At 68.4% G+C, this 16,776-nt stretch carries 15 protein-coding genes; 6 read left to right on the plus strand and 9 right to left on the minus strand.

The window, feature by feature from the left end:
* Positions 1–25: 25 nt before the first annotated feature.
* Complete coding sequence (locus ACZ7DE_RS29435; protein WP_470766379.1) at positions 26–1,243, minus strand: MFS transporter; 1,218 nt, start codon at positions 1,241–1,243, stop codon at positions 26–28.
* Positions 1,244–1,388: 145 nt separating this feature from the next.
* Between ACZ7DE_RS29435 and ACZ7DE_RS29440 the strand changes: the two genes are divergently transcribed.
* Complete coding sequence (locus ACZ7DE_RS29440) at positions 1,389–1,859, plus strand: MarR family winged helix-turn-helix transcriptional regulator (protein WP_470766381.1); 471 nt, start codon at positions 1,389–1,391, stop codon at positions 1,857–1,859.
* 10 nt (positions 1,860–1,869) lie between these two features.
* Entirely contained in the window at positions 1,870–2,322 is a 453-nt protein-coding gene (locus ACZ7DE_RS29445) for a GNAT family N-acetyltransferase (RefSeq protein ID WP_470766383.1), read from the plus strand.
* A 130-nt stretch (positions 2,323–2,452) separates the two neighbouring features.
* Here ACZ7DE_RS29445 and ACZ7DE_RS29450 read toward each other — a convergent pair whose 3' ends face one another.
* Both ACZ7DE_RS29450 and dnaB read right to left on the minus strand, forming a co-directional pair.
* Entirely contained in the window at positions 2,453–3,838 is a 1,386-nt protein-coding gene (locus tag ACZ7DE_RS29450; RefSeq protein WP_470766385.1) for a serine hydrolase domain-containing protein, read from the minus strand.
* 59 nt (positions 3,839–3,897) lie between these two features.
* Entirely contained in the window at positions 3,898–5,382 is a 1,485-nt protein-coding gene (gene dnaB / locus ACZ7DE_RS29455) for a replicative DNA helicase (RefSeq protein ID WP_470766386.1), read from the minus strand.
* A 459-nt stretch (positions 5,383–5,841) separates the two neighbouring features.
* Here dnaB and ACZ7DE_RS29460 point away from each other — a divergent pair, with 459 nt between their 5' ends.
* Positions 5,842–7,179, plus strand: coding sequence for an MATE family efflux transporter (locus tag ACZ7DE_RS29460; RefSeq protein ID WP_470766388.1), 1,338 nt, complete (start codon positions 5,842–5,844; stop codon positions 7,177–7,179).
* Positions 7,180–7,298: 119 nt separating this feature from the next.
* On the opposite strand, the gene rplI is transcribed toward ACZ7DE_RS29460, so the two are convergent.
* The 4 genes from rplI to rpsF all read right to left on the minus strand — a co-directional run bounded on the left by rplI (position 7,299) and on the right by rpsF (position 9,044).
* Positions 7,299–7,745, minus strand: coding sequence for a 50S ribosomal protein L9 (gene rplI, locus ACZ7DE_RS29465; protein WP_470766390.1), 447 nt, complete (start codon positions 7,743–7,745; stop codon positions 7,299–7,301).
* Positions 7,746–7,763: 18 nt separating this feature from the next.
* Positions 7,764–8,000 carry a 30S ribosomal protein S18 gene (rpsR, locus tag ACZ7DE_RS29470; protein WP_020130672.1) on the minus strand — a complete coding sequence of 79 codons (237 nt, stop codon included), beginning with the start codon at positions 7,998–8,000 and terminating at the stop codon, positions 7,764–7,766.
* An 81-nt stretch (positions 8,001–8,081) separates the two neighbouring features.
* Complete coding sequence (locus tag ACZ7DE_RS29475; protein ID WP_470766391.1) at positions 8,082–8,675, minus strand: single-stranded DNA-binding protein; 594 nt, start codon at positions 8,673–8,675, stop codon at positions 8,082–8,084.
* A gap of 78 nt (positions 8,676–8,753) precedes the next feature.
* On the minus strand, positions 8,754–9,044 hold the full coding sequence (gene rpsF, locus ACZ7DE_RS29480) for a 30S ribosomal protein S6 (protein WP_006604399.1): 291 nt from the start codon (positions 9,042–9,044) through the stop codon (positions 8,754–8,756).
* 286 nt (positions 9,045–9,330) lie between these two features.
* Here rpsF and ACZ7DE_RS29485 point away from each other — a divergent pair, with 286 nt between their 5' ends.
* The 3 genes from ACZ7DE_RS29485 to ACZ7DE_RS29495 all read left to right on the plus strand — a co-directional run bounded on the left by ACZ7DE_RS29485 (position 9,331) and on the right by ACZ7DE_RS29495 (position 12,082).
* On the plus strand, positions 9,331–9,642 hold the full coding sequence (locus ACZ7DE_RS29485) for a hypothetical protein (protein WP_470766393.1): 312 nt from the start codon (positions 9,331–9,333) through the stop codon (positions 9,640–9,642).
* A 212-nt stretch (positions 9,643–9,854) separates the two neighbouring features.
* Positions 9,855–10,976 carry a peptidoglycan bridge formation glycyltransferase FemX gene (gene femX, locus ACZ7DE_RS29490; protein ID WP_393347792.1) on the plus strand — a complete coding sequence of 374 codons (1,122 nt, stop codon included), beginning with the start codon at positions 9,855–9,857 and terminating at the stop codon, positions 10,974–10,976.
* A gap of 74 nt (positions 10,977–11,050) precedes the next feature.
* Complete coding sequence (locus tag ACZ7DE_RS29495) at positions 11,051–12,082, plus strand: alanine racemase (RefSeq protein WP_470766395.1); 1,032 nt, start codon at positions 11,051–11,053, stop codon at positions 12,080–12,082.
* 124 nt (positions 12,083–12,206) lie between these two features.
* Here the strand turns inward: ACZ7DE_RS29495 and ACZ7DE_RS29500 are convergent, their stop codons facing one another.
* Together ACZ7DE_RS29500 and ACZ7DE_RS29505 are read right to left on the minus strand one after the other, a co-directional pair.
* On the minus strand, positions 12,207–13,706 hold the full coding sequence (locus tag ACZ7DE_RS29500; protein WP_470766397.1) for a glycosyltransferase family 87 protein: 1,500 nt from the start codon (positions 13,704–13,706) through the stop codon (positions 12,207–12,209).
* Positions 13,707–13,837: 131 nt separating this feature from the next.
* Positions 13,838–16,516, minus strand: a complete 2,679-nt coding sequence (locus ACZ7DE_RS29505; RefSeq protein WP_470766399.1) for a transglycosylase domain-containing protein — start codon at positions 16,514–16,516, stop codon at positions 13,838–13,840.
* Between the last annotated feature and the right edge of the window lie 260 nt (positions 16,517–16,776).

Consider the following 16,776-nt stretch of genomic DNA (forward strand, 5'->3'; position numbering starts at 1 on the left):
GCCTCGGCCCGGCGAGCGGGCGGGTTCAGTGCTGGACGGTCGCGTGCCGCTCGGCGGCGGCACCGCGGGCGGCGACGTGGCCGGAGTCGCCGCGGGCACCCTCCCGGCGCTCCAGCGCGGCCGAGACGAGGGCCAGGAGCAGAGCGCCCGCGGCGAGGGCGGCGCCGACCCAGTTCGGCGCGGTGTAGCCCAGACCTGCGGCGATGACGAGGCCGCCGAGCCAGGCGGACAGTGCGTTGCCGAGGTTGAAGGCGCCGATGTTCACGGCTGACGCAAGCGTTGGGGCGCCGTGCGCCTGGTCCAGGACGCGCTTCTGCAGCGGGGGCACGGTCGCGAAGCCCAGAGCGCCGATCAGAGCGATCGTGACGGCCGCCAGGAGCTTGTTGTGGGCGGTGAGCGTGAAGAGCCCCAGGACGACCGCCAGGGCCCCCAGGGACACGTACAGCATGGGCATCAGGGCTCGGTCGGCGTACTTCCCGCCGACCAGGTTGCCGCCGACCATGCCCAGCCCGAAGAGGACCAGCAGCCAGGTGACCGAGCCGTCCGCGAAGCCGGCGACGTGGGTCATCATCGGCGCGATGTAGGTGATGGCCGCGAAGACCCCGCCGAAGCCGAGCACGGTCATCGCCATGGCGAGCAGGACCTGGGCGTTCTTGAAGGCGGCCAGTTCGTGCCGCAGACGCACGCCCTCGGCGCGCGGCATCTCGGGCACGAGCTTGGCGATGCCGGCCAGTCCGACGACGCCGAGCGCGGCGACGAGGGCGAAGGTGACGCGCCAGCCGATGTTCTGTCCGACCAGGGTGCCCAGGGGTACGCCGACCACGTTGGCGACGGTGAGCCCGGTGAACATCATGGCGATGGCCCCGGCCTTCTTGTCGGGGGCGACCAGGTCGGCCGCGACGACCGCGCCGATGCCGAAGAACGCGCCGTGGGCGAGCGAGGCCACCACACGGCCGATCAGCATCACGACGAAGGCAGGGGCGACGGCGGAGAGCAGGTTGCCCACGATGAACAGGCCCATCAGCAGCATCAGCATCCGCTTGCGGGAGACCTTGGTGCCGAGAACGGTCATGAGCGGGGCGCCGAACATGACTCCGAGCGCGTAGCCGGTCACGAGGAAGCCGGCCGTGGGGATGGAGACTCCGAAGTCGCCGGCGACCTCAGGCAGCAAACCCATGATCACGAACTCGGTCGTCCCGATTCCGAAGGCCCCGATCGCGAGGGCCAGAAGCGCGAGAGGCATAGGGGGTGACACCTTCCCAAACGATTGCAGATGCGCTTTACGTGCTTCGACAATAGTTGCAGACGCTGGCTATACGCAAACGCCGTCTATTGCATGACTGCTCTATCCTGGTGTCAGCCGCTCCGGGACGGAGGAGAGAACGCCCATGACTGCGACGGACCCCGCGCTCACCGCCCTCGCCCAGGGCTGGTGCGCCCTCTCCCTGCTGCACGGCAGGATCGAGGCGCACATCGAACGCGCACTGCAGGCCCGGCACGACCTGAGCGTGCGCGAGTACTCCCTGCTCGACGTGCTCAGCCGACAGCACGACGGCGAGGGCGGTCATCTGCAGATGAAGCAGGTCGCCGACGCGGTCGTCCTCAGCCAGAGCGCGACCACCCGGCTGGTGACCAGGCTCGAGGACCGTGGACTGCTCGAGCGCTACCTGTGCCCCACCGACCGCCGCGGCATCTACACCAACGTCACCGATGCCGGTCTGAAGCTCCTCGGCGAGGCCCGGCCGACCAACGACGCCGCGCTGCGCGAAGCTCTCGACCAGGCCGCCAGGAACCCGGAACTGACCCCACTGGTACGGGTTGTGGAGTCACTCAAGGCGCCTGCCGCCCTCGGTGCATAGGGTTGCGGCCATGGGAGATCTTGAAATACGGGCCGCCGTCGCCGAGGACATCCCCGCGATCGTCGGCATGCTCGCGGACGACCCCCTGGGCGCCCAGCGCGAGTCACCCGACGACCTCGGTCCGTACCTGGCCGCGTTGGAGCGGCTGACCGCCGACCCGAACCAACGCCTGGTCGTCGCCGTCCGTGAGGGACGCGTCGTCGGCACCCTTCAGCTGACGATCGTCCCGGGCCTGTCCCGGCGCGGCTCGACCAGGTCCATCGTCGAGGGTGTGCGCGTGCACGCCGATGAGCGCGGCAGCGGTCTGGGCACCCGGTTCATCGAGTGGGCGATCGATGAATCCCGTCGGGAGAACTGCCAGTTGGTGCAGCTGACCTCCGACAGCACGCGCACCGATGCCCACCGCTTCTACGAACGGCTGGGGTTCGTGGCCTCGCACGTGGGCTTCAAGCTGCAACTCTGAGGTCCTGCCCTTCGAGGAGGACCCATTTCCTCGCGTGGAAGCGCCCTGTTTCACGTGAAACAGGGCGCTTGCGTGCCGTCGACGGCAAACGGCCACTGGGCCACCGACCGGCGGAGCTCGCGGTGCTCGCCTAGCCGATCCCGCGCCACCCCTCCGGGTCGACACCGCCGGGTACCGCAGCGCCCTCCTCGTACGGCTGGCGCGTGAACACGAACGACCCCAGGTCCAGGTGATCGACGCTGCCGTCCGGCCGCCGTACGGCCCTCAGGAGCTCCCCGGCGTAGTAACCCTCCAGGCCGGTCCAGGTGCCGTCGCCGTTCGCCCTGAACCGGGAGCGACGACCGCCGCCGGACAGGGGCCCCAGGGAGACGAGCCCGTCGGCCGTCACCCTCAGGGCGACAGGACTCGTCCCCCAGTACCACTGGCCCGCCAACTCCAGGACAGAGCGGTCGACCTCCCGCATCGGACGCCACGGCTCGGGAATGCGCGGCTCGGCCTCGGCGACGATACGCACGAGATCGGCCGCGACCTGCGAGATCAGCAGACCGGAGGTGCAGTTGGCGAGCACCACCGTGGCCACGTCGTCCGTCACGCCGACAGTGAGAGCGGCGAGGAAGCCCGGCACTGAGCCGGAGTGCCCCACGAGCAGCCGGCCGTCCCGGTGCTGGACCTGCAGTCCGAGTCCGTACGCCGCACCGTCCGCCAGATCCGCCGGTCCGGCCGGCGCGGCGGGCGTCCGCATCTCGCGCAGTGTCTCCGCGCTCAGCACCCGGTCGTCGCCCCGGGTGAGGAAGGCGGCGAACCGCGCGAGGTCGCCGGTCGTGGACCAGAGCTGGCCCGCCGGGGCCATCCGCCCGAAGTCCTCGGCAGGTTCGGGCAGCATGACGTCGGCCCAGGGATGCACCGCCCAGCCGCCCGCCGCCGGAGCCTGAGACCGGACACTCGTGCGATCGAGACCCAGAGGTTCGAGCACTTCGCGCCGTAGCACCTCTTCCCAGGGCGCTCCGCGAAGCTCTTCCACGAGAGCTCCGAGAAGGGTGTAGCCGGGATTCGAGTAGTGGAACCGGCGGCCGGCCGGAAACGGGGCGGCCTGGTCGCCGAGGACGTCGGCGAGCTCGGGCCGCAGGGACCCCGGGGTCCGCTCCCACCACGGTCCGGGCGTCTCGGCCGCCAGTCCGCCGGTGTGGGCGAGCAGTTCGGCCACCGTGGCCTCCCCCGCGCCGGTGCCGGGCAGGTGCTTCTCCAGCGGGTCCTCGAGGCCGAGCACTCCTTCGTCGCGCAACCGCAGGACGAGGACGGCCGTGAAGGTCTTGGTGATCGAGCCGATCCGGTACTGCACGTTCTCGTCCGGAGCGTGCCCTTCGACCGAGGTCCGCGCCCCGTGCCACACGGCCCGCCCGTCCCTCACGACGGCGGCGACGAGCGACGGCGCCCGCCCTTCGGCCTGGGCCACGGCGATCCGATGGAGCAGCGCACGCCGGGTGCCGGGCAGCAGCTCTTCCTGAGGTGTCGTCATGGGGCCAGTCCACCCGGCCCCACGACCGACGTCGAGTCCATTTCGCCCAGGGCGCGAGATCAGGTCTGCGCCATGTCCACGAAGCGCGAGTAGTGGCCCTGGAAGGCGACGGTGATGGTGGCGGTCGGGCCGTTACGGTGCTTGCCCACGATGATGTCCGCCTCGCCCGCGCGCGGGGACTCCTTCTCGTAGGCGTCCTCGCGGTGCAGCAGGATCACCATGTCGGCGTCCTGCTCGATGGAGCCGGACTCACGCAGGTCGGACACCATGGGCTTCTTGTCGGTGCGCTGCTCGGGACCACGGTTGAGCTGGGAGAGCGCGATCACCGGGACCTCCAGCTCCTTGGCCAGCAGCTTGAGGTTACGGGACATGTCCGAGACCTCCTGCTGACGGCTCTCGGAGCGCTTGGAGCCACCGGCCTGCATCAGCTGGAGGTAGTCGATGATCACGAGCTTGATGTCGTTGCGCTGCTTCAGCCGGCGGCACTTGGCGCGGATCTCCATCATCGACAGGTTCGGGGAGTCGTCGATGTAGAGCGGCGCCGAGGACACCTCGGGCATGCGACGGGCCAGCCGGGTCCAGTCCTCGTCCGTCATCGTGCCGGAGCGCATGTGGTGCAGGGCGACCCGGGCCTCGGCGGACAGCAGGCGCATCGCGATCTCGTTGCGCCCCATTTCGAGGGAAAAGATGACGCTGGGCAGGTTGTGCTTGATCGACGCCGCGCGCGCGAAGTCCAGGGCCAGGGTCGACTTACCCATGGCGGGACGGGCCGCGATGACAATCATCTGGCCGGGGTGCAGCCCGTTGGTGAGCGAGTCCAGGTCCGTGAATCCGGTGGGCACACCCGTCATCTCGCCGCTGCGCGAGCCGATCGCCTCGATCTCGTCGAGGGCGCCCTCCATGATGTCGCCGAGCGGCAGGTAGTCCTCGCTGGTGCGCTGCTCGGTGACGGCGTAGATCTCCGCCTGGGCCCGGTTGACGATCTCGTCGACGTCGTCGTCGGCCGCGTATCCCATCTGCGTGATGCGGGTGCCGGCTTCGACCAGGCGGCGCAGGACCGCGCGCTCGTGGACGATCTCCGCGTAGTACTCGGCATTGGCGGCCGTGGGCACCGTCTGGACGAGGGTGTGCAGGTAGGACGCGCCGCCGACCTTGTTGATCTCGCCGCGCTTGGTGAGTTCGGCGGCGATGGTGATCGGGTCGGCGGGCTCGCCCTTGGCGTAGACGTCGAGGATCGCCTGATAGATCGTCTCGTGCGCGGGCTTGTAGAAGTCGTGGCCCTTGAGCACCTCGACCACGTCGGCGATGGCGTCCTTGGACAGGAGCATGCCGCCGAGGACGGACTGCTCGGCGTCGAGGTCCTGTGGCGGTACCCGCTCGAAGGCGCTGCCGCCGCCCTCCCACTCGCCGCTGTCCCGGCCGCGGTCATGCTGTTCGTCCCGGCCGCGGCCACGGCCGCCGTCACCGCGCCGGCGGGAAGCAGGTAGACGATCACTGGGGCCGCTGTCGGCCCACGGGTCGTCCAAGGGCTCGGAAATGCTCACCGAGCCACCTCCTCCCGTCCGCCGAGCGGACCCTCGCCGTGCCTCTGTTCTACGGCACGACACTGACAATTGAGATGCCCAACTCCGTTTGTGAGGCGTCGTTTTTGTGAGGGTTTCCTCGGCCGACGGACGGAGCGGGCGCCGGACCACGGTAGGCCCGCGGGCACCTTCAGCCAATCTGGTTATCCACAGGCCATGTGGACGACGGCCCCGATGCTGTGGAGAACTCCGCAAAACCTGTGCACGACCCGGTGGACAGCGCTGTGAACAAGCCCTCTACTTTTCTTTTCGACCACCTCTGACCTGCAGCTTCCTCATCCACCGGCTGTGCAGAAGAAAAAGTTGCCCAGTCGGGCCAAGATCTCTTCGAACGGCGCGCGAGAGCGTGCACCGTGCACAGACGAGTAAGGGTCACAACACAATTGCATCTCTTACCTGTGGACGATTAGATTGGTGGCCATGACACAGGCTCCCGCGCCCCTCAGGGCCGCCCGACGACAGCACGATCGCGAGATCGTCGCGCTGGCCGTCCCGGCCTTCGGCGCGCTCGTCGCCGAGCCGCTGTTCGTCATGGCCGACAGTGCGATCGTGGGCCATCTGGGCACCGCTCAACTGGCGGGTCTCGGTATCGCCTCCGCGCTCCTCACCACAGCCGTCAGCGTCTTCGTCTTCCTCGCCTACGCCACCACCGCCGCTGTCTCACGCCGCGTGGGCGCCGGCGACCTCCCGGCCGCCATCCGGCAGGGCATGGACGGCATCTGGCTGGCGTTGCTGCTCGGCGCCGCTGTGATCACGGCCGTCCTGCCCACCGCCCCGGCACTGGTGGAACTCTTCGGCGCCTCGGACACGGCCGCTCCGTACGCGACCACGTATCTGCGCATCTCCGCACTCGGCATACCGGCCATGCTCGTCGTACTGGCCGCGACCGGTGTCCTGCGCGGCCTCCAGAACACGCGAACACCGCTCTACGTCGCCGTCGCGGGTTTCGTCGCCAACGCGGGCCTGAACGCCGGTCTCGTGTACGGCGCCGGTCTCGGCATCGCCGGATCTGCCTGGGGCACCGTCCTCGCCCAGTGGGGCATGGCCACGGTGTACCTCGCGGTGGTGGTGCGGGGAGCCCACCGTCATGGCGCGTCACTGCGGCCCGACGCCGCAGGCATAAGGGCCTGCGCTCAGGCCGGTGCGCCCTTGCTGGTCCGCACGCTCTCCCTGCGAGCGATCCTGATGATCGCCACCGGCGTGGCCGCCCGTCTTGGGGACAACGACATCGCGGCGCACCAGATCGCTCTGGGCTTGTGGAGCCTTCTCGCGTTCGCACTCGACGCCATCGCGATCGCGGGGCAGGCCATCATCGGGCGGTATCTCGGTGCCGACGACGCCCGGGGCGCCCGTGACGTCTGCCGGCGCATGGTCGAGTGGGGCATCGCCGTGGGCATCGTCCTCGGTCTCCTGGTAGTGATCGCCCGGCCGCTGTTCCTGCCGCTGTTCACCAGCGATCCGGCGGTGAAGGGCGCCGCGCTGCCGGCTCTTCTCGTGGTGGCGCTCGCCCAGCCGGTGTGCGGCATCGTCTTCGTGCTCGACGGCGTACTGATGGGCGCGGGAGACGGCCCCTATCTGGCCCGAGCCATGGTGCTCACCTTGGCTGTCTTCACTCCGGTGGCCCTGCTGATACCGGTCCTCGGCGGCGGACTCACCGCGGTCTGGGGTGCGATGACACTGATGATGATCGTCCGGATGCTGACTCTCTGGCTGCGTGCCCGCTCCGGCCGCTGGCTCGTCACCGGCGCGACCCGCTGACCGTTTCACGTGAAACCGGCTTCCGGTTCGCACCTGTGTTTCACGTGAAACGGACAAGCGGAAGGGGCCGCACCCGGTGGGTGCGGCCCCTTCTCAGCTCTTCGAACCGAGCGCAGCGATCAGGCCGCGACGACCTCGATGTTGACCTTGGCGGCAACCTCGGGGTGCAGACGCACGGACGTCTCGTGGGAGCCCAGCGTCTTGATCGGCGAGCCGAGCTCGATGCGGCGCTTGTCGACCTCGGGGCCACCGGAAGCCTTGATCGCCGAGGCGACGTCGGCCGGGGTGACGGAACCGAAGAGACGACCGGCGTCGCCGGAGCGAACGGCCAGACGGACCTTGACGCCCTCGAGCTGGGCCTTCACAGCGTTGGCCTGCTCGATGGTCTGGATCTCGTGGATCTTGCGAGCGCGACGGATCTGCTCGACGTCCTTCTCGCCACCCTTGGTCCAACGGATCGCGAAGTTCCGCGGGATCAGGTAGTTGCGAGCGTAGCCGTCCTTGACGTCGACGACGTCGCCTGCGGCGCCGAGGCCGGAGACCTCGTGGGTGAGGATGATCTTCATTTGTCGGTCACCCTTCCCTTATCGCGCCTGGGCGGTGTAGGGCAGCAGCGCCATCTCACGGCTGTTCTTCACGGCCGTGGCGACGTCACGCTGGTGCTGCGTGCAGTTGCCGGTCACGCGGCGGGCACGGATCTTGCCGCGGTCGGAAATGAACTTCCGCAGCATGTTCGTGTCCTTGTAGTCCACGTACGTGACCTTGTCCTTGCAGAAAGCGCAGACCTTCTTCTTAGGCTTGCGCACAGGCGGCTTCGCCATGGTGTTTCTCCTGTGTGATCAAGAAGTTGGGATACGACCCACCCTCGACCCGAGCAGACCCGGACACCCGGGCCCGCGGGCCTAGAAGGGGGGTTCGTCCGAGTAGCCGCCGCCGCTGGCGCCGCCGGAGTTCCCACCCCAGCCGCCACCGCCGCCGCCCTGGTTGCCACCGGCGGGAGCGCCGGTCGCCCACGGGTCGTCGGCAGGAGCGCCGCCGGCCTGCTGGCCGCCGCCGGAGCTTCCACCCCAGCTGCCGCCGCCCTGACCGCCACCGCCGCCGTAACCACCCTGGCCGCCCTGGCCACCGCGGCCGGAGGCCTTGGTGACCTTGGCTGTGGCACTGCGCAGGCTGGCGCCGACTTCCTCGACGTCCAGCTCGTAGACCGTGCGCTTGACGCCCTCACGGTCCTCGTAGGACCGCTGCTTCAGCCGGCCCTGCACGATGACGCGCATGCCTCGCTGGAGCGACTCCGCGACGTTCTCCGCCGCCTGACGCCAGACGGAGCAGGTCAGGAACAGGCTCTCGCCGTCCTTCCACTCGTTCGTCTGTCGGTCGAAGGTGCGGGGAGTGGACGCGACACGGAACTTCGCGACCGCCGCACCGGAGGGGGTGAAGCGCAGCTCGGGGTCGTCGACAAGATTGCCGACGACCGTGATGACGGTCTCGCCTGCCATGGGGGAACCTCTCGGCGGGTTTGCTGCTGGCTGCTGGTGCTGCTACTCAGAATCCCGAGATCAGCTGAGCTCGCGAGCTCAGTGGGTCTCGGGACGGAGGACCTTGGTCCGGAGGACCGACTCGTTCAGGTTCATCTGGCGGTCGAGCTCCTTGACGACCGCAGGCTCGGCCTGCAGGTCGATGACCGAGTAGATGCCCTCGGGCTTCTTCTTGATCTCGTACGAGAGACGACGACGGCCCCAGGTGTCGACCTTCTCGACCTTTCCGTTGCCCTCACGGACGACGGAGAGGAAGTTCTCGATCAGCGGGGAGACAGCGCGCTCCTCGAGATCGGGGTCGAGGATGACCATCACCTCGTAGTGACGCATGTGGAACCCACCTCCTTTGGACTCAGCGGCCACGGTCGATCCGTGGCAGGAGGGTTGTGATGCGTACGCAACGGTATCGGCCGCCACTGACAATCGGGGGTCGGCGAGCGACATCCCCGTTCTGAGCTGGACGGACTACCAGACTGTGCTGGGCAGACACCGGTGCAGACGGTACAGACTACCTGCACACCCGCTTCCGGTTGAAATCCGGCGTGGTTGCCCGTCAGTCTGTACACGACGGGTGTGTATGGCGCTACGATGCGCCGCCTTCCGCAGGAGGTGCCCCATGGCACAGGCATTGCGACCCAACACCGCCGGTTCTCTCTTCGCCACCGACGGCAAACCCCATCCGCTCCAGGACACGCTGCTCGCGGTGACGCTGGTGCTGGGACTGACGGCCTTCATCACGTCGTTCTTCCACAGCCTCCATCTGCTCAGCTCCTGGACCGGCCTGGTGGGAATCCTGACCGGGGCGTACGGGCAGTGGATCTCCGAGACCACCCGCGAGCGCTTCGGTCTGATCCTGGGTCTCGGTGCCGCGGGTGTCGGCTTCTTCATCGGCATGGCGCACGGCGGCCTCTTCGGAGGAGTCTGGTGACCCGACCGATGCCGATCGCGGCATCGGGGACACCGTCCGCGCCACAGGACGCGTAGGACACCTACGAACCCAGACGAAACGCCCCGGCCGCGCCGGAGCCGGGGCGCAGTTCCGTACGCCCAGTCAGGCCCCTCGTCAGGCGCAGTAGGCTTCGGCGCGAGAGCCGGAGCCCCTGAACCCATGGGGACACACCAGCCCGAGGAGCGCCCCGAATGAGCCTGACCCTGAGGACGATCAGTCGCGAGCAGCATCTGGCATACATCCAGAGCCTGCCGTCGGCTAGCCACATGCAGGTTCCGGCCTGGGCCGACGTCAAGGCCGAGTGGCGTTCGGAGAACCTCGGCTGGTTCGACGAGCGGACCGGCGAACTGGTCGGCGCGGGTCTCGTCCTCTACCGCCAACTGCCCAAGATCAAGCGGTACCTGGCCTATCTGCCCGAGGGCCCGGTCATCAACTGGTACGCGCCGAATCTGACCGAGTGGCTGGAACCGATGCTGGCGCACCTCAAGCAGCAGGGCGCGTTCTCGGTGAAGATGGGCCCGCCGGTGATCATCCGCCGCTGGGAGGCCACCTCCATCAAGGCGGGCATCCAGAACCCCGACGTGAAGCGGCTGCGCGACATCGAGGCCGACTTCATCGAACCGCGCGCCTTCGAGGTGGCCGACAAGCTGCGCCGCATGGGATGGCAGCAGGGGGAGGACGGCGGCGCCGGCTTCGGCGACGTCCAGCCGCGCTACGTCTACCAGGTGCCGCTGGCGAACCGTTCCCTTGAAGAGGTCCACAAGAACTTCAACCAGCTGTGGCGGCGCAACATCAAGAAGGCCGAGAAGGCCGGCGTCGAGGTCGTCCAGGGCGGTTACCACGACCTCGAGGAATGGCAGCGCCTGTACGAGATCACGGCTGTCCGCGACCACTTCCGGCCGCGCCCGCTGTCGTACTTCCAGCGGATGTGGACGGCCCTCAACACCGAGGACCCCAACCGCATGCGGTTGTACTTCGCCCGCCACAACGGCGTGAACCTGTCGGCGGCCACGATGCTGATCGTCGGCGGCCACGTCTGGTACTCCTACGGCGCCTCCGACAACATCGGCCGCGAGTTCCGGCCCTCGAACGCCATGCAGTGGCGCATGCTGCGCGACGCCTACGCGCTCGGCGCCACCGTCTACGACCTGCGCGGCATCTCCGACTCCCTGGACGAGACCGACCACCTCTTCGGCCTGATCCAGTTCAAGGTCGGCACGGGCGGCCAGGCCGCCGAGTACCTCGGCGAGTGGGACTTCCCGCTGAACAAGCTCCTGCACAAGGCCCTCGACATCTACATGTCGCGCCGCTGACGTCACGTCAGTGATTCCATACCTCTGACGCACCTCCCCACACGGAAGCCACGAGAAAGGTCCCAGGTCCGGCCATGGCGCTCACGCTCTACGTCGACACCGCGCGCTGGCGGGCGCACCACAAGCACGTGCAGGAGCAGTTCCCGGGGCTCGTCCCGGTCTGCAAGGGCAACGGCTACGGGTTCGGGCACGACCGGCTGGCGGAGGAGGCCACCCGGCTGGGCTCGGACGTCCTCGCCGTCGGCACGACGTACGAGGCCGCGCGCATCAAGGACTTCTTCGGCGGCGACCTGCTGGTGCTGACGCCGTACCGGCGCGGCGAGGAGCCCGTGCCGCTGCCGGACCGGGTCGTGCGCTCGGTGTCGTCGGTGGACGGCGTGTACGGCCTCGTGGGCGCCCGGGTGGTCATCGAGGTGATGTCGTCGATGAAGCGGCACGGCATCAGCGAGCAGGACCTGGCTCAGCTGCACGCCGCGATCGAGAACGTGCGGCTGGAGGGCTTCGCCATCCACCTTCCGCTGGACCGCACCGACGGCTCCGACGCCGTCGAGGAGGTCATCGGCTGGATGGACCGGCTGCGCGCGGCCCGACTGCCGCTGCACACGATGTTCGTCAGCCACCTCAAGGCCGACGAACTCGCCCGGCTGCAGCAGCAGTTCCCGCAGACCCGCTTCCGCGCGCGGATCGGCACCCGGCTGTGGCTGGGAGACCACGAGGCCACCGAGTACCGCGGCGCGGTCCTGGACGTCACCAAGGTCACCAAGGGCGACCGGTTCGGCTACCGGCAGCAGAAGGCGGCCTCGGACGGCTTCCTGGTGGTCGTGGCGGGCGGTACGTCGCACGGGGTGGGTCTGGAGGCCCCCAAGGCCCTGCACGGCGTCATGCCGCGCGCCAAGGGCGTCGCCCGCGCCGGCCTCGCCACCGTGAACCGGAACCTTTCACCGTTCGTCTGGGGCGGCAAGCAGCGCTGGTTCGCCGAGCCGCCGCACATGCAGGTGTCCATCCTGTTCGTGCCGTCGGACGCGCCGGAGCCGCACGTCGGCGACGAGCTGGTGGCCCACCTGCGGCACACCACCACGCAGTTCGACCGTCTCGTGGACCGCTGAGCGTCCCGCAGACAGCACCCGGAAGCGCCCCGACCGCGCCCCGCAGACAGCGCAGAGGCCGTACACGGAATCCGTGTACGGCCTCTGCCGTGTCCGTTGCCCCGCCCGGACGGCTACTGTTCGCTCACAGCGAACGGTCGACGGCGTCCTGTTTGCCCCATTCCACCTGCGGTCCGTCGAAGTGGGAGGCGTGCCGGGGCGGGTGCGCCGGGGCCCCGAGGACGAACACGTCCTCCGCGCCGTCGAGCACGCCGCCCGACGGATCGTCGTCGCCCGCCCGCCGCACCACGTCCCGTTCCGGCAGCAGGATGTCGCGGACGACCACACCGCACAGGTAGAGCGTCCCCAGCAGGTGCACACCGATGGCCCAGTGGTACCCGTCGGTCGGCAGCCCCTTGTGGGCGTCTCCGCTCATCGTGTACGCGAGGTACCCCCAGATGCCCAGGAAGTAGGCCACCTCGCACGCCTGCCAGATCAGGAAGTCCCGCCACTTCGGCCGGGCCAGCACCGCCAGCGGCACCAGCCACAGGACGTACTGGGGGGAGTAGACCTTGTTGGTGAGGATGAAGGCGGCCACGATCAGGAACGCCAGCTGGGCGAAGCGGGGGCGGCGGGGCGCGGTCAGTGTCAGCACCGCGATGCCCACGGCGCACAGCACGACGAGGAGCGTGGCGAGGGTGTTGACGCTCTCGGTGGTGAGCGGGTCGCTGGAGTTCTGGGCCAGGATCAGCCAGAAGGAGCCGAAGTCGACGCCCCGCTCCTGGCTGAACCGGTAGAACTTCGACCACCCTTCGAAGGCGAAGAGCATGACCGGCAGGTTCACCACCAGCCAGGCGACGAGCGCGCCACCCAGCGCCTTGCCGAAGTCCCGCCATTTCCCCGCGCGCCAGCACAGCATGAACAGAGGGCCGAGGAGGAACACGGGATAGAGCTTGGCGGCCGTTGCAAGCCCCAGCAGGACGCCGAAAGCCAGGGAACGCCCCCGGGACCACATGAGCATCGCCGCGGCCGTCAGAGCGACCGCCAGCAGGTCCCAGTTGATGGTCGCGGTCAGAGCGAAGGCAGGCGCCAGGGCGACCAGCAGACCGTCCCAGGGGCGCCGGGCGTGCGTTCTGACCACGCAGACGGCGATGACGGCCGCGCACGCCATCAGCATCCCGGCGTTGACCATCCAGTACCACTGCTCCTGGTCCTGGATGCTGCCGCTGCCCGGCGTCAGCCAGCTGGCCACCTCCATGAACACGCCGGTCAGCACCGGGTACTCGAGGTAGTCCATGTCGCCGGGGAGCTTGTCGAAGTACGGCACCAGCCCGTCGGCGAAGCCGCGCCCCTGGTAGAGGTGCGGGATGTCCGAGTAGCAGGCGTGCGTGTACTGGGACGTGGCGCCGAAGAACCAGCCCCCGTTGTAGCAGGGCGCCTTCTGGATCAGTCCTAGGGCGAACATCCCGATCGCCACGAGCGCGACGATCCGCACGGGGGTCCACCAGGACGTCCCCAGCAGGGCCCGCCGACCGAGGGGACCGCCGATCAGCTCACTGCCGGCCGCGGCGACCGGGTCGTCATGGGTCGGCCTTACCGGATCCGGCTCGTGCACGCGCGCCGGCGAGGATTCTGCACTGGGCATGGGCGCCATCCTGCCGTACGGACCTAGGAAAACGCCGAGGGCCGCCCCACCCGGTCCGGTGGAGCGGCCCTCGTTTCACGTGAAACATACGCATGTTTCACGTGAAACACCCAAGCCGGGCGACAGCGCGGCTAGCCGGCGGGGCCTCCGAAGATGCCGCCGTTTCCGTTGCCTCTGGAGTTGCCGTTCGACTCGGTGGTGGTCGGCGTCGGAGAGATGTCGCCTGTCCCACCGGTGTCGTTTCCGTTGGTCGCCCCACCGCCGGTGTTGTTGCAGTCGAAGAAGTTGGAGCAGGTCTCCGAAGCCGAGGGTGAGGGTTCCACCTGTGTCTCGCTCGGGGATGGGGAAGCCGACGGTTCCTCTTCCTCGGTCTCGGTCGCCGAAGGAGTCGGAGTCGGGGACGGTTCCGCGTTGACGACCTCACCGATGGGCTGGGGCTCCGGGAAGTCCTTCGCAGGCGTGCCCTTCAGCGCCTCCAACATGTAGTCGTGCCAGATCTGCGCCGGGAACGAAGCGCCGTGGATCTTCTTCTGGCCACCGGTTCCGAACATCTTCAGGAACGTACGGTCCTTCTTCGACTCGTCGTCGTCGTAGCGGAACATGGTGACGGCGGTCGACAGCTGCGGGGTGTACCCGACGAACCAGGCCGACTTGTTGCCGTCGGTGGTACCGGTCTTGCCCGCGACCTGGCGGCCCGGCAGCTGGGCGTTGGTACCGGTGCCGTCCTCGACCACGGTCTTCAGGACGTCGGTCACGTTGTCGGCGACCTTCGCGGTGAACGCCTGCTTCGTCTTCTTCTCGTGCGTGAAGATCTGGCCCTTCTCGCTCGTGACCTTCTCCACCGAGTACGGATCGGCCTGCTTGCCGCTGGCGGCGAAGGTGCCGTACGCGCCGGCCATCCGGATCGCGCTCGGGTCGGAGATGCCGATCGAGAACGACGGGAAGCCGCTGTTGGTCAGGCTGGACTCCTTCAGCCCCGCACTGACGGCGGACTCCTTGACCTTGTCCAGACCCACGTCCATGCCGAGCTGCACGAAGGCGGAGTTCACGGACTCGCGCATCGCCTCACGCAGATCGATCTTGTATTCCGGAGGGGTCCCGAGAGAGACGTTGCCGTCATTGGTCTGGAGCCACTCCTCGCCCTTCTCGTTCTTCCAGACCGAACCGTCGTAGTTCTTGATCTTGAGCTTGTTCTTGCCGCTGAACAGGCTCTTGGGCGAGACGATGGTGCGCTCGTCCTGCGCCTGCGAGGACCCCAGATCCGGGTCGCGCACGCCCCAGGTCATCGCGGCCGCCAGCACGAACGGCTTGAACGTCGAACCGACCTGGGCGCCGGTCTGGTCCGCGTTGTCGGTGAAGTGCTTGGTGGCGTCCTCACCGCCGTAGATGGCCCTGATGGCACCGGTGGACGGCTCCACGGACGCCCCGCCGAACTGGACGTGGGTGTCCGTCTCCGGTCGCTGCTCCGGCTTGATGTTGGCCTTCTGGACCTTCTTGACCGACTCCTCGAGCTTGTTGACCTTGTTCTTGTCGAAGGTCGTGTAGATCGAGTAGCCGCCCTGCTGCAGCAGGTCCTGGGTGATCCCGGTCTCCTTGCTGTGGGTCACCAGGTAACCGTTGGCGAGGTCGACGAGGTAGCCGACCTGGCCCTTCAGGTCCGTGTTGGAGCGGGGGTTCTGCCACTTGGGGAGCGTCGTGTACTTCGCCCGCACCGAGGCGTCGAGATGGCCGTACTCGACCATCTTTTCGAGGGTGTCCTGCATCTGGAGCAGGGCCCGCTTGCTGTTGGCCGCGGACGTGGCCCCGACCGGGTCGACGGAGGTCGTGCCGGCGGGGTCGTAGTACGTGGCGCCCTTCAGCATGGCGGCGAGGAAGGCGCACTCGCCCGGGTTGAGCTTGATCGCGTCCTTGTTGAAGTACGCGCGGGCGGCGGCCTGGATGCCGTAGGCGTTGCGCCCGTAGTACGCGGAGTTCAGGTAGCCGGCCATGATCTGGTCCTTGTCGACCTCCGCGCCCACCTTGATGGACACGAAGATCTCCTTGAACTTCCGGGAGATCGTCTGCGACTGGTCGTTCAGCATGGCGTTCTTGACGTACTGCTGGGTGATCGTCGATCCGCCCTGCGTCTGTCCGCCCCGGGCCATGTTGAACACGGCGCGGGCGATGCCCTTGGGGTCGATGCCGCTGTCGTCGTAGAAGGTCTTGTTCTCCTGCGAGATCACCGCCCAGCGCATCTCCTCCGGGATCTGCGAGAGGCCGATGTTCTGACGGTTCGTCTCACCACCGGTGGCAACCATCTGGCTGCCGTCCTTCCAGTAGTAGACGTTGTTCTGCGCCGTGGCCGTCTTGGCGACGTCCGGGATGCCCACCATGGCGTACCCGATGCCCGCCACGGCCACCAGGCTGCCGACGAAGCCGACGAAGAGGCCCGCGACGAGCCTCCAGGAGGGCATCCAGCGCTGCCAGCCGTACTTGTCGGCACGCGGATAGTCGATCAGACGCTTACGGTCGGGCGCGGACCGTCCTCTGCCCCGTCCGGGGACGGCCGGGCCGCCGCGGCGGCCCGCTGCGGGCTCGGCTGCCCTGCGCCGCCCGCCCGAGTTTCTCTGGGACGCGCGTCGGACGTCGGCGCGGCTGCCGTATGGCTGCTCCTCGCTCCCGGTCCCGTGCCCCAACCCGTAGTCGGAAGGAGATCCGGTCGCGCCTCGCGGTGCCGCGCGGCGGCCGGAGGACGGACCGGACTGGCCGCGTCGGGCCGCGGCACGTCCGCCTCCCTGCGGCTGCGGCGGTTTGCGACGGTGCTCGCTCATCGAACGATTACTCCTCGGGCAGGCGCATCCGTGCGCGCCTGGAAAAGGCGGCTGGTTTCCTGTCCCCCCGAAGTACGGATGCGGGCGGTCGCGCATTCACCCGTACTGCACCGAGGACCTCGACGCCCCCCGGCGTCTCATGGGTCCCGGTGGTGTGCATGGCGCACAGACTACGCACCGTCAAAACCCACCTAGCCCTGAAGTTCACCCTAAATAGGGCAATTCGCCTGCAACGAATCCGTGATGTGATCCCGTTCACC

It is taken from the genome of Streptomyces sp. NPDC037083, assembly GCF_055606485.1.